Below are 25,974 nucleotides of genomic sequence, written 5' to 3' on the forward strand. Positions count from 1 at the left end.
GCCGAATCCACCGTCGACCGACAGCTATGCCTGGAATGGCCGTCACGTCGATTTCCATCGCTGCCGCGATTGTGGATGCGTGACGCATTGGGTGCCCCGGGACGGGAAACGTGTCAGGCGCGGGATCAATGCCCGTCTTCTCCCGCCAGAGGTGCAGGCCGCAGCCAGAGTGCGGCATCGCGATGGGGCCGGCACGGGAGAATATCTGGACTGATGCATCCACATCGCTGCGGCCGATGAGGATGATCCAGGCGCCCATCTGCATCCAGGAGTGACGTCAGGCCGTCGCCTCCGCCTCCCCGGCGACCTTCAGTTTCGCGGCGAGCGAGGCTTCCAGATAATCGTCGATGTCGCCGTCCAGAACGCCCTGGGCGTTGCCCTTCTCCACCCCTGTCCGGAGGTCCTTGACCATCTGGTAGGGCTGGAGGACGTAGGACCGGATCTGGTGGCCCCAGCCGATGTCGGACTTCTGGTCCTCCAGCGCCTGGGCCTCGGCCTCACGGATCTTCAGCTCATGCTCGTAGAGCCGGGCGCGCAGCATCTCGAACGCGCGGGCGCGGTTCTTGTGCTGGGACCGTTCGTTCTGGCAGGCGACGACGATGCCGGTCGGCCCGTGGGTGATGCGGACCGCGCTGTCGGTCTTGTTGACGTGCTGGCCGCCGGCGCCGGACGAACGGTAGGTGTCGATCCGGAGGTCCTTGTCCTCGATCACGACATCGATCGAATCGTCGACCACGGGCGACACCGAGACCGAGGCGAAGCTGGTGTGGCGGCGGGCCTGGCTGTCGAACGGGCTGATCCGGACCAGCCGGTGGACGCCCGATTCGGTCTTGAGCCAGCCATAGGCGTTCTGGCCCTTGACCATGACCGTCGTGGATTTGATGCCGGCTTCCTCGCCCGCGCTCTCCTCCATCCATTCGACCTTGTAGCCGTGCTGTTCGGCCCACCGGACATACATGCGCAGCAGGATCTCCGCCCAATCCTGGGCCTCCGTCCCGCCGGCGCCGGCATTGACCTCCAGATAGCAGTCGTTGCCGTCGGCTTCGCCGGACAGCAGGCTTTCGATCTGCTTCTTCCGGGCGCGCCCGGCAAGCTCGGCCAGGCCCTTCTCCGCCTCCTCCACGATGGAGGCGTCGCCTTCCTCCTCGCCCATGGCGATGAGTTCCAGCCCGTCATCCAGCTCCTGCGCGATCGCCTTGTATTCGCCGATCGCCTGGTCGAGATGGGTGCGTTCGCGCATCAGATTCTGCGCGCGTTCGGGATCGTCCCAGAGCGACGGATCCTCGGCGAGGCTGTTCAGCTCCGCCAGTCTCAGATTGGCCTGATCCCAGTCAAAGAGACCTCCTCAGCAGCGCCAACGACTGCCTTACGTCGTCGGCGACCGCTTGAATTTCGGCGCGCATGGCGGTTCCTCAAGATCGATGTGTCGGCGGTGGCCCTCGCGGGCGCCGGAGCCTCCGGACATAGGCTGTCGACGGCCGTTAGTAAAGGCCGCCGGTGCCCGTGGAGGCCGCGCCCGACCCGCCGCCGGCCGCCGGCACGCCGAACGGGTCGACGCCGCCCGGATAGGAGACGGTGGTCGTCGTCGGCTCCGTCCCCGGACGGAAGGCTTCCCAGATCGCCGGCTGCCCCGGCACCGCCAGCCCGCCGGTCGCGGGATTGACCCGGACCAGGCTGACCCCGGGCGGAATGCGGAAGGGCGGCACCTCATGCCCGTCGGTCGCATCGTCCATGAACGCCCCGAAGATCGGCAGCGCCACGCGGGAGCCGGTGGCGCGGGGGCCCAGCGTCCGCGGCTGGTCGAAACCGACATAGACGCCGACCACGAGGTCGGGCGTGAAGCCGACAAACCAGGTGTCGAAGCTCTCATTCGTCGTGCCCGTCTTGCCGGCCAGCGGGATGCCCAGAGCGCGCAGGCGCGCGCCGGTGCCGCGCTGGACCACGCCTTCCAGCATCGAAACCATCTGGTAGGCCACGACCGGATCGACCACGGCCGGCCGGTCGTCCGGCAGGACCGGGACTTCCTGGTTGGACCATTCCACGCCGTTGCAGGCCTCGCACGCCCGGTCGTCATGCCGGTAGATGGTCGCGCCGGTGCGGTCCTGGATACGGTCGATGAAGGTCGGGACGATCTTCTTGCCGCCATTGACGATCATGCCGTAGGCGGCGGTCATGCGCAGCGGCGTCGTCTCCCCCGCTCCCAGCGCCATCGAATAGAACAGCGGCATGTCGTCATAGACGTTGAACCGCTGGGCGAGGTCGCGCACAGGCTCCAGCCCGATTTCCTGCAGCAGGCGGACGGTCATCAGATTGCGCGACTTCTCGATGCCCTGGCGCAGCGGCACGGGGCCGAGGAAGCTGCCTTCCTCATAATTCGTCGGTCGCCACAGCTCCAGCCCCGGCCCCTGATAGATGGCCAGCGGACTGTCGAGGACGATGGTCGAGGGCGTGTAGCCTTCCTCCAGCGCCGTCATGTAGACGAAGGGCTTGAAGGAGGAACCCGGCTGGCGGATCGCCTGGGTCGCGCGGTTGAACTCGCTTTCCTCGTAGCTGAAGCCGCCGGTCATCGCCAGCACGCGGCCGGTGTGCGGGTCCATGGCGACGAGCGCGCCTTCGACATTGGGGATCTGGCGCAGGGAATACTGGCGCGGCGGGGTCTCGCCCTCGGCGTTGACCACCGTGATCTCCGTCGTCGCGCTGGACAGCGGCTCCACCAGCACCACGTCGCCGAGCGCCAGGACGTCCTCCACGCTATCCGGCGCGGGGCCGACGCGCTGGTTCTCCCGCCAGGGCCGCGCCCATTCCATCTCGGAGAAGGGAATGACGCCCCGGCTGCGATCCTTGAGGCCGATCATCGCCTGTTCGGGCGTGACCTCCAGCACCACCGCCATTTCCCAGGTCCCGATGCCCGGCGGTTCCTCGATCTCCGCCAGTTGGCGCGGCCAGTCGTCGAAATTCTCCATGGTCGCGACGGGTCCCCGCCAGCCATGGTCGCGGTCATAGGCGATCAGCCCTTCCCGCAGCGAGCGATCAGCGATCGCCTGGAGCCGCGGCACCATGGAGGTGCGGACCGACAGGCCGCCCTCATAGAGCGCATCGTTGCCGTAGACGTCCTGGATCTCCCGCCGCACCGTCTCGGCGAAATAATCGCCCGACACGGTGGCCGTCGCCTCGCCGCTGTCGGTGACGAGGGGCTGGGCGATCGCCTCCTCCGCCTCGGCCTGGGTGATCGCGCCATCCTCAAGCATGCGGCCGATGACGTAGTTGCGCCGGGCGATCGCGGCGTCGTACTGGCGGACCGGGTGGTAGTTGTTCGGCGCCTTGGGCAGCGCGGCGAGATAGGCCGCTTCCTCCAGCGTCAGATTGGCGAGCGGCTTGTTGAAATAGTTCATCGCGGCCGCGGCCACGCCATAGGCCCCCCGGCCCAGATAGATCTGGTTCAGGTAGAGCTCCAGGATCTCATCCTTGGAGAAGGCCTGCTCTATCCGGAAGGCGACCAGCGCCTCGCGGATCTTGCGCTCGAACGAATATTCGTTCGACAGCAGGAAGTTCTTCGCCACCTGCTGGGTGATGGTCGAGGCGCCGATCATGCGCCGCCCTTCGATCACATTGCGGACATTGACCAGCACGGCCCGCGCGATGCCGCGGAAATCGACGCCGCTATGTTCGTAGAAATGCTGGTCCTCGGCGGAGACGAACGCCTGGACGACCACTTCGGGGATCGCCTCGATCGGCACGAAGATGCGGTCCTCGATCGCGTATTCCGCCAGGAGCCGACCATCGGCGGCATGGAAGCGGGTGGTGATCGGCGGTTCGTAATCCGCGAGCTGCGTATAATCGGGCAGGTCGCGGCTGAAATATTTCAACGCGGCGAACCCGCCGACCGCGCCGACGATCAGCAGAAGAACCAGAGACGACAGAAACCAGCCGACGAAGCGCATATCAGGAACCGCGATAATCCGACATCTATATTTACATATGGCGGAGAAAGCCCGGCAGCGGAACAACCGTTCCGGCCGAAGCCCAATTCCGCCAAGCGGAGACGATATTACCCGGAATCATGGCCTTCCGATGGCCTATTCTCGCCCGTCTGGGGACGTTCAGGATCGGGCGGTGGCGATCGGCACCTCGAAATACTGATCGATCGCCGCCGCGATCCCGCGCGCAAGGTCCCGACGGTGGTCCTCCGACCGCAGTTGACCTTCGTCGGAGGGGTTGGAGAGATACCCCATCTCGATCAGCACGGACGGCACGTCGGGCGCGGTCAGCACGGCGAAACCGGCGCGCCGATGGCTGTTGTTCAGCAACAGCGTGCGATCCGCCAGTTCCGCCACCAGGATCTCCGCGAAGACGTGGCTTTCGTTCTGGGTCACGCGCTGGGCGAGGTCGATCAGGATCGACGCCATCACATCGTCCTCCGGATCGAGCTGCACGCCGGCCAGCGCATCGGCCCTGTTTTCCCGCGCGGCCAGCATCTCCGCCTCCTCGTCGCTGGCCACGTCGGACAGGGTATAGACCGACGCGCCGCGGACCGAGGGATCGCCGATGCTGTCGGCATGGAGGGAGATGAAGAGGTCGGCCCCCTGTTCCCGCGCGATCGACACGCGATGCCGGAGCTTCAGATAGACGTCGCTGTCGCGGGTCATGACGACGCGGTAGCGGCCCGTCCGCTCCAGTTCATCCTGCAGCATCCGGGCGACGGACATGGTGATCGTCTTCTCGAAGATCCCGCTGACGCCGATCGCGCCCGGATCGAGGCCGCCATGGCCGGCGTCGATCGCGATCACCCGTATGGGCGCCCTTTCGGGCCGCCGGCCGGGCAGCGGGAAGACGGGAACATTGACCGCCGCGCTGGCCGGAACGACCGCCGGAGCGACGGGAGGCAGGGGCGTCAAGACCTCCACTGGCGGAGGCGGCGCCGCGAGCACGGCCGAGGTGGAGACGACCTGCACTTCGCCGATGGAAGGCACGGGCGCGGGGGGAAACGGGGCCGGGCCGGGAAGCGCGGGAGAGGCGACGATCGCGGGACCGTCGGCCGCGCCGGCCGGCGTATAGACCTGCCCCGCGAACGCCTCGGCCGCCACCGGCTCCAGATCCAGCACGAAGCGGTAGGGCGTGTCGCCGTTCGGCGGCAGGAAAAAGGCGTCCCGGACCCGCGCCGGGCCGCTCAGCTCCAGCACGATGCGGCCGGGGCCGGCCGCGCCGCCTTCGAAGCGGTGCCGGGAGACCAGCCCGACCCCGGGACCCGAAGGGTTCGCCGCCCGCCAGTCGAGCGGCGGAAAATCGACGACCATGCGGCGTGGCGATTCGGCGGAGAATATCCGGAAGCCGAGCGGGGCCGTCATCTCCAGGACGAACCGCGTCTTGTCGCCATGATCGCCCATCCGCATGTCGATCACGGAGGAAGCGGCCGCCATGGAAGCCGACGACTGGGCAAGCGCCGTTCCGGCCGTCCCCGGACCGGGAACGGCGGCGAAGAACGCCGCGAAGAAAGCCATCCCGAAGAGGATGGCGGGGACAATCCTGCGCATCAAACTGCTCGATCACGCTTTTCCAGCTTTCTTATAACCCATAAGAATCAATGCTCTCAACTGGAAACATGAGGCGGAACCTGACATTTCCGCCTTAATCGGGCATTTTGGCGGGGTGGGTGGCCGCACCGGGCAATTCTCCAATTGTAGTGCGCATCGGCGCGGTCTATGGTGAGCGCGCGACAATCCATGCGCCGCAATTTCGGCCTGCCCGTTCGCTTGACCGTCGCATCGCGGCGGAAAAGCCTTCTTCGGCCGGCCGGAAACGCGATGGTTGCGGCACCACAAGGTGGCGGGAAATCGCGTGGGCGGCGCGGGGATGTGAGGTTTAACTGAGGCCGGCTCAGCCCTTCCCGATGTGGAGGACTGGGCCCGGAAGACCGGCCCGCTCCGTTCAGGCTTGCTGCAAAGCGCCGTCCGTGGATTTGGTGGGTCCCTTCCGCTGGTCTCCCGCAACAAATGACGCGCCGCCGACTCGTAAGTCGCGCGGTGGAAGCGGCGGCGTCATGGGGACACCGTTCAATGGTCAAGAGAATGCTGGTCGACGCGACCCACGCGGAAGAAACGCGGGTGGTCGTGGTCAGCGGCAACAGGCTCGAAGAGTTCGATTTCGAAACGGCGAGCAAGAAGCAGCTCAAGGGCAACATATACCTGGCGAAGGTCACGCGGGTCGAACCCTCGCTCCAGGCGGCCTTTGTGGAGTATGGCGGCAACCGGCACGGGTTCCTCGCCTTCTCCGAAATCCATCCGGACTATTACCGCATACCGGTCGCCGACCGGGAGGCGCTGATCGCCGAGGAGACGGCCGCCCACAAGGCCGCCGATTCCGGCGGCCGGGAGGAGCGGAGCGAGCGGGCGCCCGACGGCGATTCCGACGATCCGTTCCGCGATCCCCGCGACGATGACGACGACGCGCCGATCGGTTCCGAACGGGAGCCGGACGGCCGCGACGCCCCGGACGGCCGCGACGCCGAAGAGAGCGCGGAGGCCGAAGGCATCCATGCCGACGCGGCGGAAGGCCGGGTCGAGACGGTCGGCGGCGACGACATGGAGGAAGGACGCCCCTCCTCCTCCCGCTCCCGGCCCCGCCGGTCCTACAAGATCCAGGAGGTGATCAAGCGCCGGCAGATCATGCTGGTGCAGGTGACCAAGGAGGAGCGCGGCAACAAGGGGGCGGCGCTGACGACCTACCTGTCGCTTGCCGGCCGCTATTGCGTGCTGATGCCCAACACGCCGCGCGGCGGCGGGATCAGCCGCAAGATCGCCAACCCCAAGGATCGCAAGAAGATGAAGGCGATCCTGGACGATCTGTTCATCCCGGAAGGGATGGCCGTCATCCTGCGCACCGCCGGCATGGAGCGCACGAAGGCTGAGATCAAGCGCGACCTGGACTATCTGCTGCGCCTCTGGGATTCGATCCGCGAGCTGACGCTGCAATCCACGGCGCCGACGCTGATCCATGAGGAAGCGAACCTGATCAAGCGGGCCGAGCGCGACCTCTACAACAAGGATATCGAGGAGATCCTGGTCGCCGGCGAGGATGGCTACCGCTCGGCCAAGGACTTCATGCGGATGCTCATGCCGAGCCACGCGAAGAAGGTCCAGCTCTACAAGGACCCGGCGATCCCCCTCTTCCACCGCTATCAGGTGGAGACCCAGATCGACGCGATGCACAGCCCGGTCGTGCAGTTGAAGTCCGGCGGCTACATCGTGCTGAACTCCACCGAGGCGCTGGTCGCGATCGACGTCAATTCCGGCCGCTCCACCCGGGAGCGGAACATCGAGGAGACGGCCTACAAGACGAACCTGGAGGCGGCGGAGGAAGTCGCCCGGCAGCTTCGGCTGCGTGACCTGGCCGGCCTGATCGTCATCGACTTCATCGACATGGAGGAGGACCGGCACAACCAGTCGGTCGAACGCAAGCTGAAGGAGGCGATGCGCCAGGACAGGGCGCGCATCCAGCTTGGCCGCATCAGCCCGTTCGGCCTGCTGGAGCTGTCGCGCCAGCGGCTGCGCCCCAGCCTGGTCGAGACCCATTTCGAGACCTGCCCGCACTGCACCGGCACCGGCCTCATCCGGTCGATCGGCTCGGCGGCGCTTTCGGTGCTGCGGGCGATCGAGGAGGAAGGCATCCGCAAGCGGTCGGCCGAAATCCGCGTCCATGTCCCGACCGACATCGCGCTTTATCTCCTGAACGAGAAGCGCGACGCGCTGCGGGAGATCGAGGAACGCTACGGCTTCTTCGTCCGCATCGGCCGCGACGACGCGCTGATCTCCCCGCAATCGCGGCTTGAGCAGATCCGGGCGCGCGGCGACGAGGAGGAGCGCGCGGCGGTTCCGGTCGTCGACAGCGCGCGCGTCTTCTCCGAGATCGACGAGGAGGAAGAGGAACGCGCCGACGAGGAGGCCGAGGCCGCCGAGGCCCGCGCCGCCGAGGCACGCGCCACCACGGAGGAAGGCGAGGAGCGCGGACAGCGCCGCCGTTCCCGGCGCGGACGCCGGCGGCGGGGCGACCGGGACGATCAACAGAGGCACGCCGAGCCGCGCGCCGGTGAAGGCCACGGGGACGCGCCGGTCGAGCGGCTGGCGGACGTTTCCGCCGACGAGGATGAGGAAGAGGAGGATACCGATCGGTCCTCCTCCGCCGAGGCCGCGGGCGGCGACGAAGGATCGCGCCGCAAGCGCCGGCGCGGCAAGCGCGGCGGACGCCGCAGGTCGGCCCGCCAGCATGAGGAGAACGCCGAGCAGTCGGCCGAGGCCTCCGGCGAAGAGGGCGAGGTGACGGCCGAGGACGCGCGGCCGGAGGAGGTCGCTTCCGAGGCGACGCCGGTCGAGACGCCCGAGGTTCTGGCGGAAGAGGCGATCGCCGCGCCGGAGCAGGTCGCTGACGAGCCTGCCGAGGCGGAGAAGCCGAAGCGCCGCCGCGCGCCGCGCAAGCGCAAGACGGAGGAGACCGAAGCGGTCGCCGCCGAGGCCGCGCCGGCGGAAGCCGAAGCGGAAACCGTAACGGAAGCTGCCGAGCCGGCTGAAAAGCCCAAGCGGAAGCGCGCCGCCTCACCCCGCACGACGAGAAGCCGGAAGAAGGCCGAAATCGTGGAGACGGCGGAGGCGCCGGCGCCCGAGGCGATCGAGGTTGCGGCGCCGGAGCTTCCCGCCCCGGTCGAGGCCGCGCCGCCGGTGAAGCGGAACGGCGCCCATGTCGAGCCGGAGGAAGCGCCCCCGGCGTCCGCCCCCGCCGAAGAGGAAAACCGGACCGCCCGCGCCTCCGAAACGGTCAACCAGCCGCCGGAGAAGCCCAAGCGCGGCTGGTGGCGCCGCCTGACGGAAGGCTGAGCTCAAGACCCGACGCCGGGGTTGCATGCCCCGGCGTCGTTACGGCTGCATCCGGACTCAGGCCGGGAGTGACTGTTCTGCGCCGCCGGCGACGCGGCGAGGGCCTATGGATTCCGGATCAAGCCCGGAATGACCAACGAAAACAATGTCATGCTGGACTTGATCCAGCATCCATGGGGTGCCGATGGAAGCCGGGACCGCGCCCGGTCCTTCGCCGCCGGTGAAGCGGTGACGGCCCATGGATTCCAGATCAAGTCTGGAATGACCAAAAAGGGGAAGGTTCACCCCCTCCCCTCATGGCGAGCGATGTTCAGACGGAGAGGATCAGGGGCTTGGGGGCGTCCGGTGAGGGCGCGGCCGTGGGGGCCGGGCGTGGGGGTTCGGCGGCGCGGGGGGCGGCCGGGACGGACTGAGGCGCGCCGCCCATGCGTTCGCCGACCTGGACCCAGCTCTGGCGCATGTTGTTCAGCGCCAGGATCACGTCGTCCATGATCTTCACGTCGTTGCGCAGGTTCGCTTCCTGGAGGCGGCGGAAGATGGTGTTGTAGAAATTGTGCAGCATCGGCGCGATGTCGCCGCCATTCTCGAAGTCCAGATTGCCCTGGAGCGCGGTGACGATCTGCCCGACCTTCTGCGTGTGGTTGAACCTGTCTTCCACGCGGCCGTCCATGATCGCCTGGCGGGCGGCAAGCGCGGACTGCATGGCGCGTTCATAGAGCAGGATCACCGCGCCGATCGGCGTGACCATCTGGGAGGCGTTCGCGTAGGCATTCGCGACCTGGGAGAGCTGTTGCACGGGACCAAACCCTCAAAGCTTGCGGTTTCCGGGGGGATTAATCGTCTTTGATGCCCATCATGGCGCGGAGCTGCTTCTGCATGGCGTCCGCGGCCGCGATGGCTTGTTCCATCCTGGTGTATTTCTCAACCAGCGTCTGGCGATAGATTTCCAGCCGTTCGTCGATCTGGGTGACCTGGGCCAGGAAATCCTCGTTCTGTTCGTTCAGCCGTTCGATCTGGGCGGTGATCTGGCCGTCGACGGGCCGGGTGAAGAAATCGACCGTCTGGTAGATCTTCTCCGCCACGCCGTTGCTGAGGCTGATGGTGATGTCCGCCGGCGCTGGATCGTCCGGCGTGCCGACATAGGCGAGGTCCAGCCCCTCGAACGCCGTCCCTGCCTTGCCGATCAGCCGGTTGCCCGAGATCTCGAAGACCTCTCCATAACCAACCACCTCGACGCCGGTCGCGCCGCCGGAGGAATCGTTGGGACCGGTGAAGCGCAGGGTGAACTCGCTGACCCCGAGGGGCCGGTCGCGACCAAGCACGCGGACGTCGGTCGAACTGCTGTTAAAGCCGAACTCGAACACGCTGCGGACTTCGTCATACTTCTCGATCAGCGTGGAATCGAGCTTGGTGGCGTCGATCGAAAGCTTGTTGTCCGGCGTCATCGTCACGCCGACATCCCGCAGGGTGGAGAGGACATCGCCCGACAATCCGACGGAAGCCGCGACATCCCCGCCCAGGCGGGTGGAGAGCGACCGGAGGATATTGTCGCCGAACAGGACCGCATTCTCGTCGGCGCCGTCCTCCGACGCCGTCTGCTGGCTGATGATCAGGTCGCGGACGGCGTTGTACGCGTCGACGAAACCCGTCAGCGCGGTCTTCACCGCGGCGGTGTTCGGCTCGATCTCCACCCGAACGTTCGTTCCGACCTCGGCCTTGTAGAGGTCGAAGGTCACATTATCGATCAGGTCCGTGATCTCATTGGAGTCGCGGTAGATCGTCGTGCCGCCGAAATTCAGCTCCGCGCCCTGCGGCGTCTCAAGGTTGTTCGCCATGCCGCCCAGCGCCGTCAACGTCGCCGGGTCGGCCGCCTGAAGGTCGATCCGCTGATTGGTGTTGTCGGCGGTCAGGACCAGCCGGAAATCATTGTCGGCGACCTTCAGGACCGAGGCGCGGACGCCGGTGGTTCCGGTCTCAGCGTTGATCGCGGTCGCGACGTCGTCGAGGCTCATGGACGCGGTGATATCCACCGTCGCGGTCGCGCCGAGCGCGTCCGTCCCGTCGGGCCCATCGCGCAGGCCGAGCGTCAGTGTATCCGTGAGGCCCAGCGCGTCGGAGGAGGAAGCCGCTGGCGCGCCGCCGATCTGGACGGCCGTGCCGCTCAGCTTGTGCGCCTTGGCGATCTGGATCACCTCGATGTCATAGATGCCGACCGCCGCGCCGTTGGCGGCGGTGACGCCGAGCAGTTCGGTCGCGGGCGTGGCGCTGCTGGAGGTGAGGAAGGCGGCCTTCTGCTGGAACACGTTGTCGGCGAGGCCGGTGCTGCCCGGAGGATTCCGCAGCGCATTGGCGGCCGTGCGAAGGAGGTCCAGGAGGTTGGACATCTCCTGATAGGCGGCGACCTTGACTTCGTTCTGCGACACCCGGTTCTCCAGCCGGACGGCGGGAATCCGCTTCACCTGCACGGAGGCCTGAATGATCGCTTCGGTGTCGAGGCCGGAGAACACGCCCGTCAGCCGGGGCTGCCCGTTCACAAGGGTGAGGTTTCCGTCTAGGCCGCTGATCATCTTTCATCCTCCCGGCGGGGAATTTACCCGCCAAACACTTCGATTCCCTTAAGGGGTCGCCACTCAGGTGCGGATCTTCATCTGCGGGGCCGGCTGTCCGGCGGACGGATCGGGGTAGCGATCCAGCTGGTTGGGGTTCGGGAATTCGGCGATCACCTGGCCGGTTCCGGAATGGAAGATGCGGACCACCAGGCGGCCCGATTTCTCATCCTGGAAAGTGGTGAGGCCAGAGGCCGGCTTCGGCGGCTCGATCACCGGCCGGGCCTTTTGCGCCTGCGGCTCCTCGACCGGCGCGGCTTCGCGCGGCGGCTTCGAAACGGCCGCGACCGGCGGCGTGGCGCCGAACCCATCGCGTCCCGTCGAAGCGACGGAAGGTGCGTTGATGTCCGACATGAAAACTCTCCTCTCCGTGGAGGAAGGGCGGAGAGGGCGGGACGAACCCGCCCCCTCCTAGTAGATTCCGAGACTTACTGCAGCACGCGCAGCAGGGTCTGCGGGATCTGGTTGGCCTGGCTCAGCGCCGACACGGCGGCCTGGACCAGAACCTGGCTGGACACCAGCTTCGACTGCTCGGCCGCCAGATCGACGTCCGCGATCGCAGAGTTCGCCGCCTGGATGTTCTCCATGGAGGTGTTGATCTGCTGACCCCGGAATTCGAACCGGCTGACCTGCGCGCCAACGGTGGCCCGGGCCTGGGAGACCGTGTTGATCGCATCGTCGATGACGTTCAACGCGTCGGTCGCCTTCGCCTGGGTGGTCACGTCGGTCATGCTGAGCTGCATCACGGCTACATCGCCGGTCGTCGCCTCGGTGATGAGACCCGTGAACGAGGCGGTCGAGAAGTTGCCGACCTGCAGCAGCCCCGCCGTTCCCGTCGCAGCGTAGGTAATCGTGCCCCCGGCGGTATAGTTGGCTGCCGTGACACCAGCATCGCCCGACTGGGTGGCGACGGTATCGGCGGTCAGGTCGATGTTGATAACGTCCGTAGCGGCCGTGCCGACGAAGAAGTCGACACCGTCGCCATAGTCGGCCGCCGACGCCGCCGTACCGGCGGCGAGCTGCGTCGCGCCATAGGTGCTCGCGTCATCCAGCGCCCCAAAATCGCCGGACCCGTCGAGGAGCGACTGGCCGTTGAAGCGCGTCGTCTCGGCGATGCCGTCGATTTCTTCCTTGAGCTGCTGGTATTCCGCGTCGATGAACCCGCGCTCCGTATCCGACGGCACGCCGGACAGCGACTGGGCCGCCAGGGCCTTCATACGCTGCAGAACGTCGCCGATACGCGCGAGGCCGCCATCGGCGACCTGGAGGACGGAACCGCCCTGGGCCGCGTTGATGGAGGCCTGCTTGAGCACGGTCACGTCGGACTTCAGACGGGTGCTGATGGCCAGGCCGGCAGCATCGTCGGAAGCCTTAACGATCCGTGAGCCGGACGCCAGCTTGGAGACCGAGCTTCCCGAAGCAGCGGAATTGATGTTCAGGAAACGCAGGGCCGAGTTGGCGGCGGTGTTCGTTGAAACGACAGGCATTGTCTTTCCCCTTCTACATGAAGCGTTGCGCCGGACCCGACCATCGGGGCCGGCTTTCCGACCATCCTTCCTGGACGGCCGGGCCGAAGGCCGCCTTCCTGGCAGCCCGACGACCGGGACTATACAAGCAGGAAACGTGCCAGAACGGAGAAGGCGCGGATCGCCGTCATCACCGCCGACAGGGCCTATGGCGGACCGGCACTTCCTGCCCAGCGGGCGGCAAATTCTGCCGGTTTCCGGCGGCCGGGCGGCAAACCCTGCCGGCCAAAGGAAAAGGGCGGAACCGCGAGGTTCCGCCCTTTTTCGGGTCGATGGGCGCGAAGACTACTGGAGCAGCCTCAGCAGGTTCTGCGGGATCTGATTGGCCTGGCTCAGTGCCGAGACGGCGGCCTGGACCAGCACCTGGCTGGACACCAGCTTCGACTGCTCGGCCGCGAGATCGACGTCGGAGATGGCGGAGTTGGCCGCCTTGATGTTCTCCGTCGCCGTCGCGATCTGCTGGCCCCGGAAATCGAACCGGGACACCACCGCACCGACATTGGCCCGGGACTGGCTGACCGTATTCAGCGCATCGTCGACGACGTTCATCGCATCGCGGGCGGCGACCTGATTGGTGACGTTCGTTTCGCTGAGCTGTAACGCAGCGTATTCAGTCGCCCCTCCGATTTCGCGGGAAACCAGACCGGTGAAGGAAGCCGCGCTGAAATTACCGAGGCGCAGCAGCCCGACTTCCGGCATCGTCCCGGTGAAGAGGGTTGAAGTTGTGGGCAGGACGCCGTCTGCGACGTAGGCGTCGCTGGTGGCCGTCGCCGACATATCGAGAGCGTCAGCCGACTGCTTGGCGATATCCGGATCGGTCAGGTTGATGTTAATGACGTCCGTGGCCACCGTGCCGACGAAGAAATCGACGCCATCACCATAATTGGTCGTAGTTTCGGCCGCTCCGGTGACGGGGTCATAGGTAGGGATGGCGGCGGGATCGAGAGCGCCATAGTCGCCGGAGCCATCCAGGAGCGAGGCGCCGTTGAAGCGGCTGGTCTCCGCGATGCCGTCGATTTCCTGGAGGAGCTGCTGGTATTCGGCGTCGATGAACCCGCGCTCCGTATCCGACGGCACGCCGGACAGCGACTGGGCCGCCAGGGCCTTCATCCGTTGCAGCACGTCGCTGACGCGGGCAAGACCGCCATCGGCGACCTGGAGCACCGAAGCGCCCTGGGACGCGTTGACCGACGCCTGCTTCAGCACGTTGATGTCCGCCTTCAGGCGGGTGCTGATGGCCAGGCCGGCCGCGTCGTCGGAAGCCTTCACGATCCGGGAGCCCGAGGCGAGCTTGGACACCGAGCTTCCCGACTGCGCGGAATTGAGGTTCAGAAACCGAAGGGCGGAATTGGCCGCCGTATTCGTTGTAACCGTTGGCATATCTCTTCTCCCATCAAGGGCCGGAACGCTCCGGTCTCATGCGGCCGGGCCCTTCTCAGCCTGAAATCCCATAAGGAAGCTGGCGCCTCGGATCGTCATGAGCAGGGAGCGTGCCAGAATTGTATTTCGTTTTATTTCAATGGGTTATTCAGGAGCTTCGAGGAAGTTGGTGCGGCCGGCCGGCAAATCCGACCGGGCCCGACCGGGAAAACATTGCCGCAGAGGAACGATTTTCCGCGCATGAAGACCGTCATGCCCATCCTCTCATCGTCATGCCGGACCACGATCCGGCATCCATGGGGCATCGATGGATGTCCGGACCGCGCCCGGTCACTCGCCGCCGGTAAAGCGGCACCGGCCCATGGATTCCAGCCTCCGCTGGAATGACGGAAGGCTCACGACGCCGCCCGCGCGTCCTCCTGCTCCGCGCACCAGCCGGCCCACATCTCGTTGAAGGCCGTCGTCAGGTCGCGGGCGAACATCTCGCTGTCGCAGAGCGGCGAGGTGCGGAGGCGGTCGCGGAGCGTGGCGCGGAGGGCGGCGAGGCCGTCCAGATCGGCCGCGCGTGAGAGCGCGAGGTTGACATAGGCGTCCGGCCCGTCGACGACCCAATCGTCCAGCCCGACATTGCGGAGATGGCTGACGGAATGGCGGCCGGCGAAGGTCGGGCCGGGCCAGCTCACCACCGGCACGCCCATCCACATCGCCTCGCAGGTGGTGAGGCCGCCGGAATAGGGCCAGGGATCGAGCGCGATGTCGATCTCATGGTAGGTGTCCAGCAGTTCCGCATGGGGCGAGCTCGGCCGCAGATCCAGCCGGTCCGCCGTGACGCCGACGGAGGCGAAGCGATCCGTGATCACCTGCCGCGTCGTTTCGTCGATCAGCCATTTGCTCTTCAGGATCAGACCGCTGTCCGGCAGGGCGGAAAGGATGCGCGCCCAGACGGAAGCGATCTCCGCATTGATCTTGGTGATGTTGTTCAGGCAGCCGAAGGTCACCCGCCCGGTCGTCAGGGCCGGCGGCGGCCGCACGTCGCTGAATTTGAGTGGCGGGAGATAGCTCACATAGCCGTGGGGCATGCGGTAGAGCTTTTCGGTGTACCATTGCTCCTCGCCTTCGGGGCTTTCGTTGGCGTCGGTCAGCAGGTAATCGACGCAATCCATGCCCAGCGTGTTGAACAGGCCGCCGACCCATTTCACCTGCACCGGCGCCGCCCGGTAGGGCAGGACCAGAAGCCGGTTCTTGCCGGCATGGCCGGAAAGGTCGACCAGTATGTCGATACGGTCGCGCCGGATCGTCCGGGCGACATCCTCGTCCGTCTGGCCGGCGATCGACCGCCAGAGCTTCGCCGTCGCCTTGAAGCGCTCGGTGAACTCGTCGCTGTCGGTCGCCGTGTTGTAGTAGCAAAGCTCCAGCCGCGCGGGGTCGACCGCCTCCAGCGCCGCCAGGGTCATGAAGCCGACGGGATGGCGGCGGAAACTGCCCGACATGAAGCCGACGCGGAGCGGCCGGTCGGTTTCGCGACCGTTGCGGAACGGCTCGGCCAGCGGCGCGATCGGCGCGGCATGGATGGCGTTCCATTCCCGATGCGCATCGAAGATCGCCTGCCGGGACTGGCTGGGATCGTAATGCATCTGCATGAGTGCGTTGGAATGCATGGAGGTCGCGTGGGGATCGACCTCCAGCCCCCGACGATAGCTGTTCGCCGCCTCGTCCAGCAGCGACATGTCCAGATAGATGATGCCCAGATTGTTGTAGGAGCGGGCGTGGTGGGGATCGAGATCGACCGCCTTCTTCAGGAGGTCGATGGCCTCCGTCACATTGCCGGTGTTGCGGACGGCGTTCGCCAGATGGAAATAGGCGTCGGCAGATTGCGGATCATGGGCGATGGCCTGGTCGAAATGATCCCGCGCCTCCTCCACCCGCCCCTGTTCCTCCAGCACCCGGGCCAGGACGGCATGGGCGGTGGAGAGGGTCGGCTTCAACTTCAGCGCCGCCCGCAGATTCTCCTCCGCCAGCGGGAAGTCGCCGATTTGACGATGGGCGTTGGCAAGGTTGGCGTAGGCTTCGGCGTAGCGCGGATCGCACTCTATCGCCTTCCGGAAGACCGGTATCGCGCCGACGCTGTCATCCTGCTCCGCCCGCGCATTGCCGAGATTGAGCCACAGCTTCGCATGGCGGGGCGCGCGGTCGGCCAGGCCGCGCAGCAGCGTCTCGGCCTCCCCCGGCCGATTCAGCTTGATCAGCGCCGCGGAGCGGTTGACCGCCGGGTCGATATAGTTAGGCCGCAGGGCCATGGCGCGTTCGAACGCCGCCACCGCCTCGTCCGGCCGTCTGAGCGCCAGGAGCACCGCGCCGCGATTGTTCTCCGCCTCCGGAAAGGAGGGGTTAAGGGCGAGCGCGCCATCCAGAAGCGCCAGCGCCTCCTGCCTCTCGCCCGTCATGTCGAGCGCGTTGGCCAGATTGTTCATCAAATCGGGCGCATCCGGCTTCAGGCGGAGCGCATGCCGCAGATGCGCCACCGCCACCTCCGGCGCGCCTCTTGCCTTATGGGCGAGCGCCAGATTGCCGTGATAGGCGGCGACGTTCGGGCGCAGGAGTGACGCGTTATTGAATAAAGTGACCGCATCGTCCGGCCGCCCGACCTGGAGGCAGATGAGGCCAAGAAGGTTGGCGGCCTCCGGATTCTCAGGATCGGCCGCCAGGATCTGGCGATAGATCGCCTCCGCCTGAGGCAGATTCCCGGCCCTCTGGAGGGTCACGCCGCGTTGCAGGAGATCCTGGACGGAGGCCGAAGGCTGTGCGGCGGCGGCCTTCTTCGCCGCGCGGCGGGCCTGGCGGTTCATCGCGTCACCGACAGCATTGTCTTCGACGATCCTTCTGCATGTCGGTGGTCGCGCGGCATACGTCTTTCCCTTCCGGTCTTCCGGCCGATTCAGCAAGAAACCCAATCTTTACCAATTCATGGTTACCAAACCGTAATCGCCGATACCGGAACCCACCTCCTGGGGAGTCATCCCGTGAGCCTGCTAGTCCTGCTGCCTTGCTATAATGAGGAAAAGCACCTGGAGAAGACCCTGGCCTGCCTGAAGGGGCAGACGCTGAAGGGCTTCACCTGCCTGGTGTCGGACAATCATTCCACCGACCGCACCTGGGACATCCTCCAGGACCTCGCACGGTCCGACGACCGGTTCCACATCGCGCGCAACGAGGAGAATATCGGCGGGCAGCGCAACATAGCGAGCCTCATCCGGCGATCGAGGGACCATGCCGCCGGCAAGTACGCGATGATCTTCGCCGGGCACGATTTGATCAGCGACAGCTATCTTGAGCGGTGCGTGAACTTCTTCGAGAGCGACACGGAGAAGAAATACAGCATGGTCGGCGGGCGCATGCACTGGATGAGCCCTGACGACCAGCCGATCAAGGAGATCGAGGACGCCTATTACGAGTTCTACCTGAAGACCGGACTGGACGCCTTCATCGAAAGCACGATCAGGCTGGCGAACTGCACGATCCTGAATTCGGTCGTCCGCAAGGAACTGCTCCACGATCTGGATTTCGAATCCTGGCCACTGATGAGGTCGTTCGACCACATCATGATCAGCTATTTCTGCTCGAAGGGTTTCATTTTCCTGGAGGAGAACGAGCGCTATCTGCGGCGCGTGGAGGCGAGCCGGCCGGAAGGCTACCTGAACCGGCTGGCCGGCAAGACCGACCTTGGTTTCCCCACCCTGCAGCGAAACTTCTTCGACTATTACCTGCGGGTGTTCGAAAGCCGCTTCCCCGACATGCTGGCGGCCGAACGCTCCTACTATTCCACCAAGATCTTCGAAGTGCTGGGCAAGCGCTTCGGCTTTCCCGCCTATCAGGGCTGACATCTCCCGACCGGATGTTGGTTAACCGTCCGGCAACCAATGAGGGCTAGCGTCCCCTGACGAGGATCACCGGGACGACCGGATCCGACGCGGGAGCGGTATCATTCCATGAAAGCAGTCATCCTCGCCGGCGGGCTGGGCACGCGCATCAGCGAGGAATCGCACCTGAAGCCCAAGCCGATGATAGAGATCGGCGGCAAGCCGATCCTCTGGCATATCATGAAGATCTATTCGTCCCACGGGATCAACGACTTCGTGATCTGCTGCGGCTACAAGGGCTACATCATCAAGGAGTATTTCGCGAACTACTTCCTGCACATGTCCGACGTGACCTTCGACATGGCGCGCAACCACATGGAAGTGCACCAGCAATATGTCGAGCCGTGGCGGGTCACGCTGGTCGATACGGGCGACCATTCGATGACCGGCGGGCGGCTGAAGCGCGTCGCCGGCCATCTAAGGGATGAGGAAGCCTTCTGCTTCACCTATGGCGACGGCGTCGCCGACATCGATATCTCCGCCCAGATCGCCTTTCACCGGGCGCATGGCAAGCTGGCGACCGTCACGGCCGTCCAGCCGCCCGGCCGCTACGGCGCGCTGGATCTGGATGGCGCCAGCGTCGGCGGTTTCATCGAGAAGCCGCAAGGCGATGGGGGCTGGATCAATGGCGGCTATTTCGTGCTGTCGCCCAAGGCGCTGGACCTGATCGATGGCGACGGCACCTCCTGGGAAACCGAGCCTCTGAGGAAACTGGCCTCCGCCGGCGAATTCCAGGCCTTCCAGCATCATGGCTTCTGGCAGCCGATGGACACGTTGCGCGACAAGACGGTGCTGGAGGATCTCTGGCGGTCCGGCGAAGCGCCCTGGCAGGTGTGGACATGATCGTGAACGACGCCCTGCGCGACGCGCTTGCGGGACGCCGGGTGTTCCTGACCGGCCATACCGGCTTCAAGGGAAGCTGGCTGACCGGATGGCTGCATGCGCTGGGCTGCGAGGTCACGGGCTATGCGCTGCGGCCGGAAGGCCGGACGAGCCTGTTCGCGCTGGCCGGCGTGGAGCGGCAACTGGCCGGGCATCACGAAGGCGATATCCGAGACCAGGCGGCGCTTGCCGCGGCGATGGCCGACGCCCGGCCGGACCTCGTCATCCACATGGCCGCGCAGTCGCTGGTCCGCCGCGGCTACGATCGTCCCGTGGAGACCTGGGCGACCAACGTCATGGGCACGGTCAACCTGTTCGAGGCGGTGCGCGCCTGCCCGACCGTCCGGGCGGTCCTCGTCGTCACGACCGACAAATGCTATCAGAACCATGAATGGCACTGGGGCTATCGCGAGCGGGACCCGCTGGGCGGTCGCGATCCCTACAGTGCCAGCAAGGCCGGCACGGAGCTGGTTGTGCAGAGCTATCGCGACAGCTTCTTCTCCTCCGGCGGCCCGCTGGTCGCCAGCGCGCGCGCCGGGAACGTCATCGGCGGCGGCGACTGGAGCGAGGACAGGCTGGTCGCGGATGCGGCGCGCGCCGTCGAGGCAGGCAGGCCGATGACGGTCCGCAATCCCGGAGCAACCCGCCCCTGGCAGCACGTCCTGGACTGCCTCGGCGGTTACCTCTCGCTCGCCGCCCGGCTTCTGCGGGGCGACCGCGAGGCCGCCGCCTCCTTCAATTTCGGGCCCGGCCCGTCGGACAATCTGTCGGTGGGGGAGCTTCTGGCCCGCCTCGAACGGCATTGGCCGGAGCTTCGCTGGGAGGTTGACGCCGGCACCGGCGAATCCCCTCACGAGGCGACCTTCCTCTATCTCGATTCCAGCCTGGCGCGCCGGACGCTCGGCTGGCAGCCGCGATGGGGGATCGACGACGCGCTGCGATCGACCGCCGACTGGTACCGGTCCGTCCTGAAGGACCCGTCCGCCGCCGCTGCGGTGACGTGGCGGCAGCTTGAAGAGTACATGACGCCATGACCGCCGCCTCCTGCCGGTCCTGCGGAGCGCCGCTAACGCTGACCTTCTGCGATCTGGGCCTGTCGCCCATCTCCAACGCCTTCGTCAGGCCGGAGGATGCCGGGCGGGGGGAGATGTTCCACCCGCTGCGCGCCAGCGTCTGCGACCGATGCTGGCTGGTCCAGCTTGACGGCAGCCCCGGCGCGGACGCCCATTTCCACGGCGACTACGTCTATTTCTCCTCCTTCTCCGAAAGCTGGCTGGCCCACGCCCGCGCCTATGTGGCGGCGACGACGGCGCGGCTCGGCCTCGGCCCCGAAAGCCGGGTGATGGAGCTGGCAAGCAATGACGGCTACCTGCTGCAATATTTCGTGAAGGCCGGAATCCCCTGCCTGGGGATCGAGCCGACCGCGAACACCGCCGCGGCGGCCCGTGACAAGGGCGTCGAGACGAGGGAGTGCTTCTTCGGACGGGACAGTGCGGCCAGGCTGGCGGCCGAAGGCTGGAAAGTGGACCTGCTGCTGGGCAACAACGTCCTGGCCCATGTGCCGGACATCAACGATTTCGTGGGCGGGATGCCGGCGATCCTCAAACCCGAAGGGGTGGTGACGCTTGAATTCCCGCACCTTCTGAGGCTGATCGAAGGCAACCAGTTCGACACGATCTATCACGAGCATTACAGCTACCTGTCGCTGACCGCCCTTCTGCCGATCTTCGCCCGTGCCGGGCTGCGCGTGTTCGATGTCGAGCGGCTGACGACCCATGGCGGCAGCCTGCGGCTGTTCCTCTGCCATGACAGCGCCGGCCACCGGGAAACCGGGAACGTCGCTTCCCTGCGGGACGAGGAACGCCTGGCGGGGCTGGCCGGGCCGGACGTCTATGCGGCGTTCGCGGAGCGCGCGCGGGAGGCCAGGCGGTCGCTTCTGTCCTTCGTTGTCGACGCGCGGCGGGCCAGCCGGCGGATCGCGGCATACGGCGCGGCGGCCAAGGGCAATACGCTTCTCAACTATTGCGGCGTCGGGCCGGACGACATCGAATGCGTCGCCGACAGGAACCCGACCAAGCAGGGCAGGCTGCTGCCCGGCGCGCGCATTCCCGTGGTCGCGCCCGAACGGATTTTCGAGACGAGGCCCGACTATCTGCTGATCCTGCCCTGGAATATCAAGGATGAGGTGATGTCCCAGATGGGCGGCATCCGCGACTGGGGCGGCAGGTTCGTGGTGCCGATTCCGACGGTGACGGTGCTGCCGTGAGGATCACCCGCGCGCCGATTGACGGCGTCCATGTCATCGACATCGAGCCCCGCGAGGATGCGCGGGGTCTTTTTGCCCGCACGGTCTGCCGGGAGGAATTCGCCCGGCACGGGCTGAACGCCGATTTCGTGCAGCAGAGCGTTTCGTGGAACCCCCGCAAGGGCACGCTGCGCGGGCTGCACTATCAGGCGTCGCCCCATGGGGAGGACAAGCTGGTCAGGGTCACGCGGGGAGCGGTCTTCGACGTAGCGGTCGATATCCGTCCCGGTTCGCCTACCCGCGGCAGATGGTTCGGCGTGGAATTGAGCGCGGAGAACCGCCGCCAGCTTTACATCCCGAAGGGCTTCGCCCACGGCTTCCAGACGCTGCTCCCGGATACGGAAATCCTCTACGAAATGACCGCGCCCTTCCATGCCGGTTCCGCGACGGGCATCCGCTGGGACGACCCGGCGCTGGCGATCGGATGGCCCGAGGCGGAGCGGATCATGAGCGACCGGGACCTGGCGCTTCCTCGTTTCCAGCCGAACTGAACGCTTTCTCTCCAAGAGGAAATCATGACAGATACAGTCGTACCCGTGTTCAAGCCGCTGATCGAAAGCGGGGAGATCGATGCGGCGGTGGCGTCCCTCAAGATGGGATGGCTGGGGATGGGAGCGTCCGTCGGCCAGTTCGAAGCGGCCCTGTCGGACTATCTCGGCGGCGAGGACCGGCATGTCGTGGCCGTCAGCACCGGCCATGCCGCGCTTCACCTGTCGATGATGCTGATCGGCCTCCAGCCCGACGACGAGGTGATCACCCCCGCCTTCAACAACATCGCCGATTTCCAGGCGATCCTGGCGGTGGGTGCGAAGCCGGTCCTGTGCGACATCCGCGAGGACACGCTGTGCATCGACATCGACAAGGCCGAGACGCTGGTGAGCCCCCGCACCAAAGCGGTCATCGCCATGGACTACGATTGCTGCATGGCCGACCATGACGCGGTGGCGGCGTTCGCCGAACGGCACGGGTTGCGCGTCATCCACGATGCCGCCCATGCGCTCGGCTCATCCTACAAGGGCCGGCGGATCGGCACCTTCTCCGACATCTGCATGTTCAGCTTCGACCCGGTGAAGACCATCACCTGCATCGACGGCGGCGCGCTGGTCGTGAGGACGAAGGAGGAGGTCGCCCGGCTCCACGCCCTGCGGCTGATCGGCATGACCCAGCCGGCGAGCGTGATGTACGGCAACCAGCGGGCCTGGACCTATGACGTGGCGGAGGTCGGCTTCCGCTATCACATGGCCAACCTCCACGCCTCGATCGGCCTGGCGCAGTTGGCCCGGATGCCGGAGATCACGGCCTCCCGGCAGGCCGCCTGCAAGCTGTACAACGAGCTGCTGGCGCCCCTGCCTGACGTCATCACGCCGCAGTCGGACTTCCATGAGGTCACGCCGTTCCTCTATTACATCCGCGTTCCGGCCGAACGCCGCCAGCCGCTGCGGGACCATCTGCGCGCCTCCGGGATCGATACCGGCATCCACTGGCAGCCGGGCCACTGGTTCACACTACTGAAGGATGAGCGACGCGGCGACATGTCGGTGACGGACCGGGTCGGGCACGAGGTGCTGTCCCTGCCCCTTCATTCGAACATGCCGGCGGATCTGGTGAAGCGCATCGCCGGTCACATCGCCAACTTCTTCGCCCGGCCATGACCATCGAGATCCACCCCACGGCCAAGGTCTCCCCCCTGACGGACATCGAGGATTCCGTCAGGGGGACGCGCATCGTGGTCGCCGCCGGCGCGGTCATCGACAGCTTCGTGAAGGTCAAGCCGGCCGGCGGCGTCGGCGACCTGGTCATCGGAGAAGGATCGCAGATCAATTCCGGCTGTGTCCTCTATACGGGCAACGGCATCCATCTCGGCCGCGACGTGCTGGTGGCGGCGAACTGCACCTTCGCCCCCGTCAACCATGCTTATGAAAGCAAGGATCGGCGCATCCGCGACCAGGGATTCCTGCCCAGCAAGGGCGGCATCGTGATCGAGGACGATGTCTGGATAGGCGCCAATTGCGTGCTCCTGGACGGCAGCGTCATCGGCCGTGGCTGCGTGATCGGGGCCGGTTCGGTCGTCCGGGGGGCATTGGAGGCCTTCGGCGTCTATGCTGGGCGGCCGCTGAAGCGCATCGGCGAGCGGCAATAGGCAAAAAAGCAACGGCCCGAATGACAGAGGCGCCGAGAGGAAGGAAGCAGATGGACCCGGTCGAACAGTTCGAGGAAGAGCGGCGCGCACGGCTGGAGGCGTTCGGCCAGGACGCGGACTTCAGGAGCCTCTCGCGCGATTGGCTGGAGGCCTCGATGGGCCGCCAGTACGTCTACAATTTCCACTGGATGGGCCGGCCGATCATCCAGTATCCGCAGGACATCATGGCGATGCAGGAATTGATCTGGCGGGTTCGACCCGACCTGATCATCGAAACCGGCATCGCCCATGGCGGATCGATCGTCATGAGCGCGTCCATGCTGGCGCTGCTGGATTATGCCGACGCGCTGGCCGAAGGGCGGGTGCTGGACCCCGCCGCACCGCACCGCAAGGTGATCGGCGTGGACATCGACATCCGCGCGCACAACCGCGCGCTGATCGAGGCGCACCCCATGGCGAACCGGATCGGGATGATCGAAGGATCGTCCGTCGCGCCCGACGTGGTCGACCAGGTCAGGCAGGCCGCCAATGGGCATGAGCGGATCATGGTCTGCCTGGATTCCATGCACACCCATAATCATGTGCTGCAGGAGCTGGAGGCCTATGCCCCGCTGGTGTCCGTCGGCAGCTATTGCGTGGTGTTCGACACCTTCGTGGAGGATATGCCCAAGGGCTTCTTCAAGGACCGGCCGTGGGACCCCGGCGACAACCCGAAGACCGCCGTCCGGGAATATCTCAAGACCCATCCGGAGTTCGAGATCGACGCGCAGATGGACAACCAGCTCCAGATATCCGTCGCGCCGGAAGGATTCCTGAAGCGGGTCCGCTGACCGCCTTCCCCGGCGGATGAAACTGCCAGGCAATTTTGGCCTCCGGGGCGGCATCTTCTTCCCCCGAACTGCTCCAGATCTGGAAATCATCCAATAAAATCAATGGTCCACAAGTTGGCCTGAGCCTTGCTCCCCATGGAGGGCGATCAACCTTCCGCAGCAAAGGCCATCCATGGACCTGTCCGTCACCGATCTCCTGCCCCAGCCCGCCGACCGGGCGCGTCGCGACGCGCCGGGGGCGAAGGGTCGCGATGGCGCGTTCCACGACGCGATGCGGGCGGAGCGGGATCGCGAGCGGGCTGCCCGGCCGGAGCCCGAGACGAAATCGAGGCCGGCCGAGGAGCCGCGCCGCGCGGACGAGCCGAAGCGGACCACGGAGCCGAAGCGCAAGGAGGAGCCGGCAGCGTCAGAGACCGAAGCGCCGGCCGCCACCGAGACGGTTCCGGCCGAAAAATCCGCCCCGACCGAAACCGCGACGCCGGTAACAAAGACGGACGCCTCTCCGGAGAATGCCGTGGCCCCTGCCCCGGCGGCCGCCGACGCCACGCCGACCCCGAAGCCGAGGGGAGCCGCGACGGTCGACAGCGGCGCGGGACAGAAGACGCAGGCCACGCCGGAAGCACCGACGCTCAGCGGGCAGCCGGCCAAGCCGGCCGCAGAGATCGCGGGGGCGGCGCAAGCCGCCGGCGGCAATTCTCAGATTGCAACGGCGCTGGCCGCCACGGCTGCCGCACCGTCCCTCAAGGCCGATATGCCAGCGGCGACGGCGCGACCGCAACAGACATCCGCTACTGCCGCAACGGCCGCAGCGGGCGGCGGCGAGCAGCCGGCGGCCGGCTTCGATGCGTCGAAGCTGGCCGGCGCGGGCCAGGGACAGCAGAAGGACGGCCAGAATGCCGGCGGCCAGGGAGCGCAAGGCGGCGTGGCGGCGGCCGCCAAGGCGGCGCTTGGGGGAGTCGGAAAGGTTTCCGGGGACGCCGCACCAGATTTCCGGATGACAGCCGACAAGCCCGCCGACTCCGCTCTTCCGCAGATTCCGGGCGCGGCGACGCAGGGCAACGGGCCCCCTGCCCTCCTGTCCACGACGGCGCTAACGGTCGTCAGCCGGACGCCACCCGTTCATCTACCGGTCACCGAGCAGATCGGCATCCGCCTCCAGAAAGCCGTCTCCGAGGGCGTCGACCGCATCAGCATGAGCCTGAAGCCGGCCGAGCTGGGGCGCGTGGACATCCAGATGGAGGTCGGGTTCGACGGGCGGGTGCAGGCGGTGATCTCCGCCGACCGGCCGGACACGCTGGCCCTTCTCCAGCGCGACGCGCGCGGGCTGGAGCAGGCGCTGCAGAATGCCGGCCTACAGGCCGACGGCGACAGTCTGAGCTTCAACCTTCGCGATGGCGGCAACTCCTCTCGGGATGGCGGAAGCCAGTCGGGCGGGAACGGGCGATCCGCCGCCGCGGACTCCACCGCTGACATGCCCCCGCCCCGCACCGTGCGGCTGGGCGGCGTGGATCTATCGGTCTGAAA

General features: G+C 66.5%; 20 protein-coding genes. 10 read left to right on the top strand and 10 right to left on the bottom strand.

Annotated features, from left to right (window positions below; all coding sequences use genetic code 11):
• Window positions 1-277: 277 nt before the first annotated feature.
• The 3 genes from prfB to AAFN89_RS11495 form a co-directional block, all read right to left on the bottom strand.
• A protein-coding gene (gene prfB / locus AAFN89_RS11485) for a peptide chain release factor 2 (protein ID WP_347539189.1) occupies window positions 278-1,403 on the bottom strand; the annotation gives its coding sequence in 2 pieces (ribosomal slippage) (window positions 278-1,333 and window positions 1,335-1,403; 1,125 coding nt in all).
• Window positions 1,404-1,481: 78 nt separating this feature from the next.
• Window positions 1,482-3,941 carry a penicillin-binding protein 1A gene (locus tag AAFN89_RS11490; protein WP_347539190.1) on the bottom strand — a complete coding sequence of 820 codons (2,460 nt, stop codon included), beginning with the start codon at window positions 3,939-3,941 and terminating at the stop codon, window positions 1,482-1,484.
• Window positions 3,942-4,100: 159 nt separating this feature from the next.
• A complete protein-coding gene (locus AAFN89_RS11495; RefSeq protein ID WP_347539191.1) occupies window positions 4,101-5,531 on the bottom strand; it encodes an N-acetylmuramoyl-L-alanine amidase in 1,431 nt (476 codons plus the stop codon).
• A gap of 522 nt (window positions 5,532-6,053) precedes the next feature.
• Here AAFN89_RS11495 and AAFN89_RS11500 point away from each other — a divergent pair.
• A complete protein-coding gene (locus AAFN89_RS11500) occupies window positions 6,054-8,864 on the top strand; it encodes an Rne/Rng family ribonuclease (protein WP_347539192.1) in 2,811 nt (936 codons plus the stop codon).
• A gap of 57 nt (window positions 8,865-8,921) precedes the next feature.
• Here AAFN89_RS11500 and AAFN89_RS11505 read toward each other — a convergent pair whose 3' ends face one another.
• The 7 genes from AAFN89_RS11505 to AAFN89_RS11535 form a co-directional block, all read right to left on the bottom strand.
• A complete protein-coding gene (locus AAFN89_RS11505) occupies window positions 8,922-9,149 on the bottom strand; it encodes a hypothetical protein (RefSeq protein WP_347539193.1) in 228 nt (75 codons plus the stop codon).
• A 25-nt stretch (window positions 9,150-9,174) separates the two neighbouring features.
• Complete coding sequence (gene fliS / locus AAFN89_RS11510; RefSeq protein WP_347539194.1) at window positions 9,175-9,660, bottom strand: flagellar export chaperone FliS; 486 nt, start codon at window positions 9,658-9,660, stop codon at window positions 9,175-9,177.
• A gap of 37 nt (window positions 9,661-9,697) precedes the next feature.
• Window positions 9,698-11,431: a flagellar filament capping protein FliD gene (gene fliD / locus AAFN89_RS11515; RefSeq protein WP_347539195.1), complete on the bottom strand. Its 1,734-nt coding sequence runs from the start codon at window positions 11,429-11,431 to the stop codon at window positions 9,698-9,700.
• A 63-nt stretch (window positions 11,432-11,494) separates the two neighbouring features.
• Window positions 11,495-11,824: a hypothetical protein gene (locus AAFN89_RS11520; protein WP_347539196.1), complete on the bottom strand. Its 330-nt coding sequence runs from the start codon at window positions 11,822-11,824 to the stop codon at window positions 11,495-11,497.
• A gap of 74 nt (window positions 11,825-11,898) precedes the next feature.
• Entirely contained in the window at window positions 11,899-12,957 is a 1,059-nt protein-coding gene (locus AAFN89_RS11525; protein WP_347539197.1) for a flagellin, read from the bottom strand.
• Between the two features lie 324 nt (window positions 12,958-13,281).
• Entirely contained in the window at window positions 13,282-14,376 is a 1,095-nt protein-coding gene (locus tag AAFN89_RS11530; protein WP_347539198.1) for a flagellin, read from the bottom strand.
• Between the two features lie 395 nt (window positions 14,377-14,771).
• Window positions 14,772-17,222, bottom strand: a complete 2,451-nt coding sequence (locus AAFN89_RS11535; protein ID WP_347539199.1) for a tetratricopeptide repeat protein — start codon at window positions 17,220-17,222, stop codon at window positions 14,772-14,774.
• A 174-nt stretch (window positions 17,223-17,396) separates the two neighbouring features.
• Here AAFN89_RS11535 and AAFN89_RS11540 point away from each other — a divergent pair, with 174 nt between their 5' ends.
• The 9 genes from AAFN89_RS11540 to AAFN89_RS11580 all read left to right on the top strand — a co-directional run bounded on the left by AAFN89_RS11540 (window position 17,397) and on the right by AAFN89_RS11580 (window position 25,972).
• Window positions 17,397-18,254: a glycosyltransferase family 2 protein gene (locus AAFN89_RS11540; RefSeq protein ID WP_347539200.1), complete on the top strand. Its 858-nt coding sequence runs from the start codon at window positions 17,397-17,399 to the stop codon at window positions 18,252-18,254.
• A gap of 108 nt (window positions 18,255-18,362) precedes the next feature.
• Window positions 18,363-19,136, top strand: a complete 774-nt coding sequence (gene rfbF, locus AAFN89_RS11545; protein ID WP_347539201.1) for a glucose-1-phosphate cytidylyltransferase — start codon at window positions 18,363-18,365, stop codon at window positions 19,134-19,136.
• Window positions 19,133-20,209, top strand: coding sequence for a CDP-glucose 4,6-dehydratase (rfbG, locus tag AAFN89_RS11550; protein WP_347539202.1), 1,077 nt, complete (start codon window positions 19,133-19,135; stop codon window positions 20,207-20,209). The genes rfbF and rfbG overlap by 4 nt, the downstream gene beginning before the upstream one ends.
• The gene (locus AAFN89_RS11555) at window positions 20,206-21,441 is read left to right on the top strand and encodes a class I SAM-dependent methyltransferase (RefSeq protein ID WP_347539203.1); all 1,236 of its coding nucleotides are present in this window, start codon (window positions 20,206-20,208) and stop codon (window positions 21,439-21,441) included. Before rfbG ends, AAFN89_RS11555 begins: the two co-directional genes overlap by 4 nt.
• Entirely contained in the window at window positions 21,438-21,971 is a 534-nt protein-coding gene (gene rfbC, locus AAFN89_RS11560) for a dTDP-4-dehydrorhamnose 3,5-epimerase (protein WP_347539204.1), read from the top strand. Before AAFN89_RS11555 ends, rfbC begins: the two co-directional genes overlap by 4 nt.
• 24 nt (window positions 21,972-21,995) lie before the next feature.
• Complete coding sequence (locus tag AAFN89_RS11565) at window positions 21,996-23,132, top strand: DegT/DnrJ/EryC1/StrS family aminotransferase (RefSeq protein WP_347539205.1); 1,137 nt, start codon at window positions 21,996-21,998, stop codon at window positions 23,130-23,132.
• Window positions 23,129-23,620, top strand: coding sequence for a DapH/DapD/GlmU-related protein (locus AAFN89_RS11570; protein ID WP_347539206.1), 492 nt, complete (start codon window positions 23,129-23,131; stop codon window positions 23,618-23,620). The genes AAFN89_RS11565 and AAFN89_RS11570 overlap by 4 nt, the downstream gene beginning before the upstream one ends.
• Window positions 23,621-23,670: 50 nt before the next feature.
• Window positions 23,671-24,450 carry a cephalosporin hydroxylase family protein gene (locus tag AAFN89_RS11575; protein WP_347539207.1) on the top strand — a complete coding sequence of 260 codons (780 nt, stop codon included), beginning with the start codon at window positions 23,671-23,673 and terminating at the stop codon, window positions 24,448-24,450.
• 172 nt (window positions 24,451-24,622) lie between these two features.
• On the top strand, window positions 24,623-25,972 hold the full coding sequence (locus AAFN89_RS11580; protein WP_347539208.1) for a flagellar hook-length control protein FliK: 1,350 nt from the start codon (window positions 24,623-24,625) through the stop codon (window positions 25,970-25,972).
• The last annotated feature ends 2 nt before the right edge of the window (window positions 25,973-25,974 follow it).

It is taken from the genome of Inquilinus sp. CAU 1745, from assembly GCF_039839375.1.
Lineage (GTDB): Bacteria > Pseudomonadota > Alphaproteobacteria > DSM-16000 > Inquilinaceae > JBDOQU01.

Coding starts and splice junctions, on each gene's coding strand:
- AAFN89_RS11490 (WP_347539190.1), bottom strand. CDS start 3,941: ATGCGCTTCGTCGGCTGGTTTCTGTCGTCTCTGGTTCTTCTGCTGATC.
- AAFN89_RS11495 (WP_347539191.1), bottom strand. CDS start 5,531: ATGCGCAGGATTGTCCCCGCCATCCTCTTCGGGATGGCTTTCTTCGCG.
- AAFN89_RS11500 (WP_347539192.1), top strand. CDS start 6,054: ATGGTCAAGAGAATGCTGGTCGACGCGACCCACGCGGAAGAAACGCGG.
- fliD (WP_347539195.1), bottom strand. CDS start 11,431: ATGATCAGCGGCCTAGACGGAAACCTCACCCTTGTGAACGGGCAGCCC.
- AAFN89_RS11520 (WP_347539196.1), bottom strand. CDS start 11,824: ATGTCGGACATCAACGCACCTTCCGTCGCTTCGACGGGACGCGATGGG.
- AAFN89_RS11525 (WP_347539197.1), bottom strand. CDS start 12,957: ATGCCTGTCGTTTCAACGAACACCGCCGCCAACTCGGCCCTGCGTTTC.
- AAFN89_RS11530 (WP_347539198.1), bottom strand. CDS start 14,376: ATGCCAACGGTTACAACGAATACGGCGGCCAATTCCGCCCTTCGGTTT.
- AAFN89_RS11535 (WP_347539199.1), bottom strand. CDS start 17,222: ATGAACCGCCAGGCCCGCCGCGCGGCGAAGAAGGCCGCCGCCGCACAG.
- rfbF (WP_347539201.1), top strand. CDS start 18,363: ATGAAAGCAGTCATCCTCGCCGGCGGGCTGGGCACGCGCATCAGCGAG.
- rfbG (WP_347539202.1), top strand. CDS start 19,133: ATGATCGTGAACGACGCCCTGCGCGACGCGCTTGCGGGACGCCGGGTG.
- AAFN89_RS11555 (WP_347539203.1), top strand. CDS start 20,206: ATGACCGCCGCCTCCTGCCGGTCCTGCGGAGCGCCGCTAACGCTGACC.
- AAFN89_RS11565 (WP_347539205.1), top strand. CDS start 21,996: ATGACAGATACAGTCGTACCCGTGTTCAAGCCGCTGATCGAAAGCGGG.
- AAFN89_RS11570 (WP_347539206.1), top strand. CDS start 23,129: ATGACCATCGAGATCCACCCCACGGCCAAGGTCTCCCCCCTGACGGAC.
- AAFN89_RS11575 (WP_347539207.1), top strand. CDS start 23,671: ATGGACCCGGTCGAACAGTTCGAGGAAGAGCGGCGCGCACGGCTGGAG.
- AAFN89_RS11580 (WP_347539208.1), top strand. CDS start 24,623: ATGGACCTGTCCGTCACCGATCTCCTGCCCCAGCCCGCCGACCGGGCG.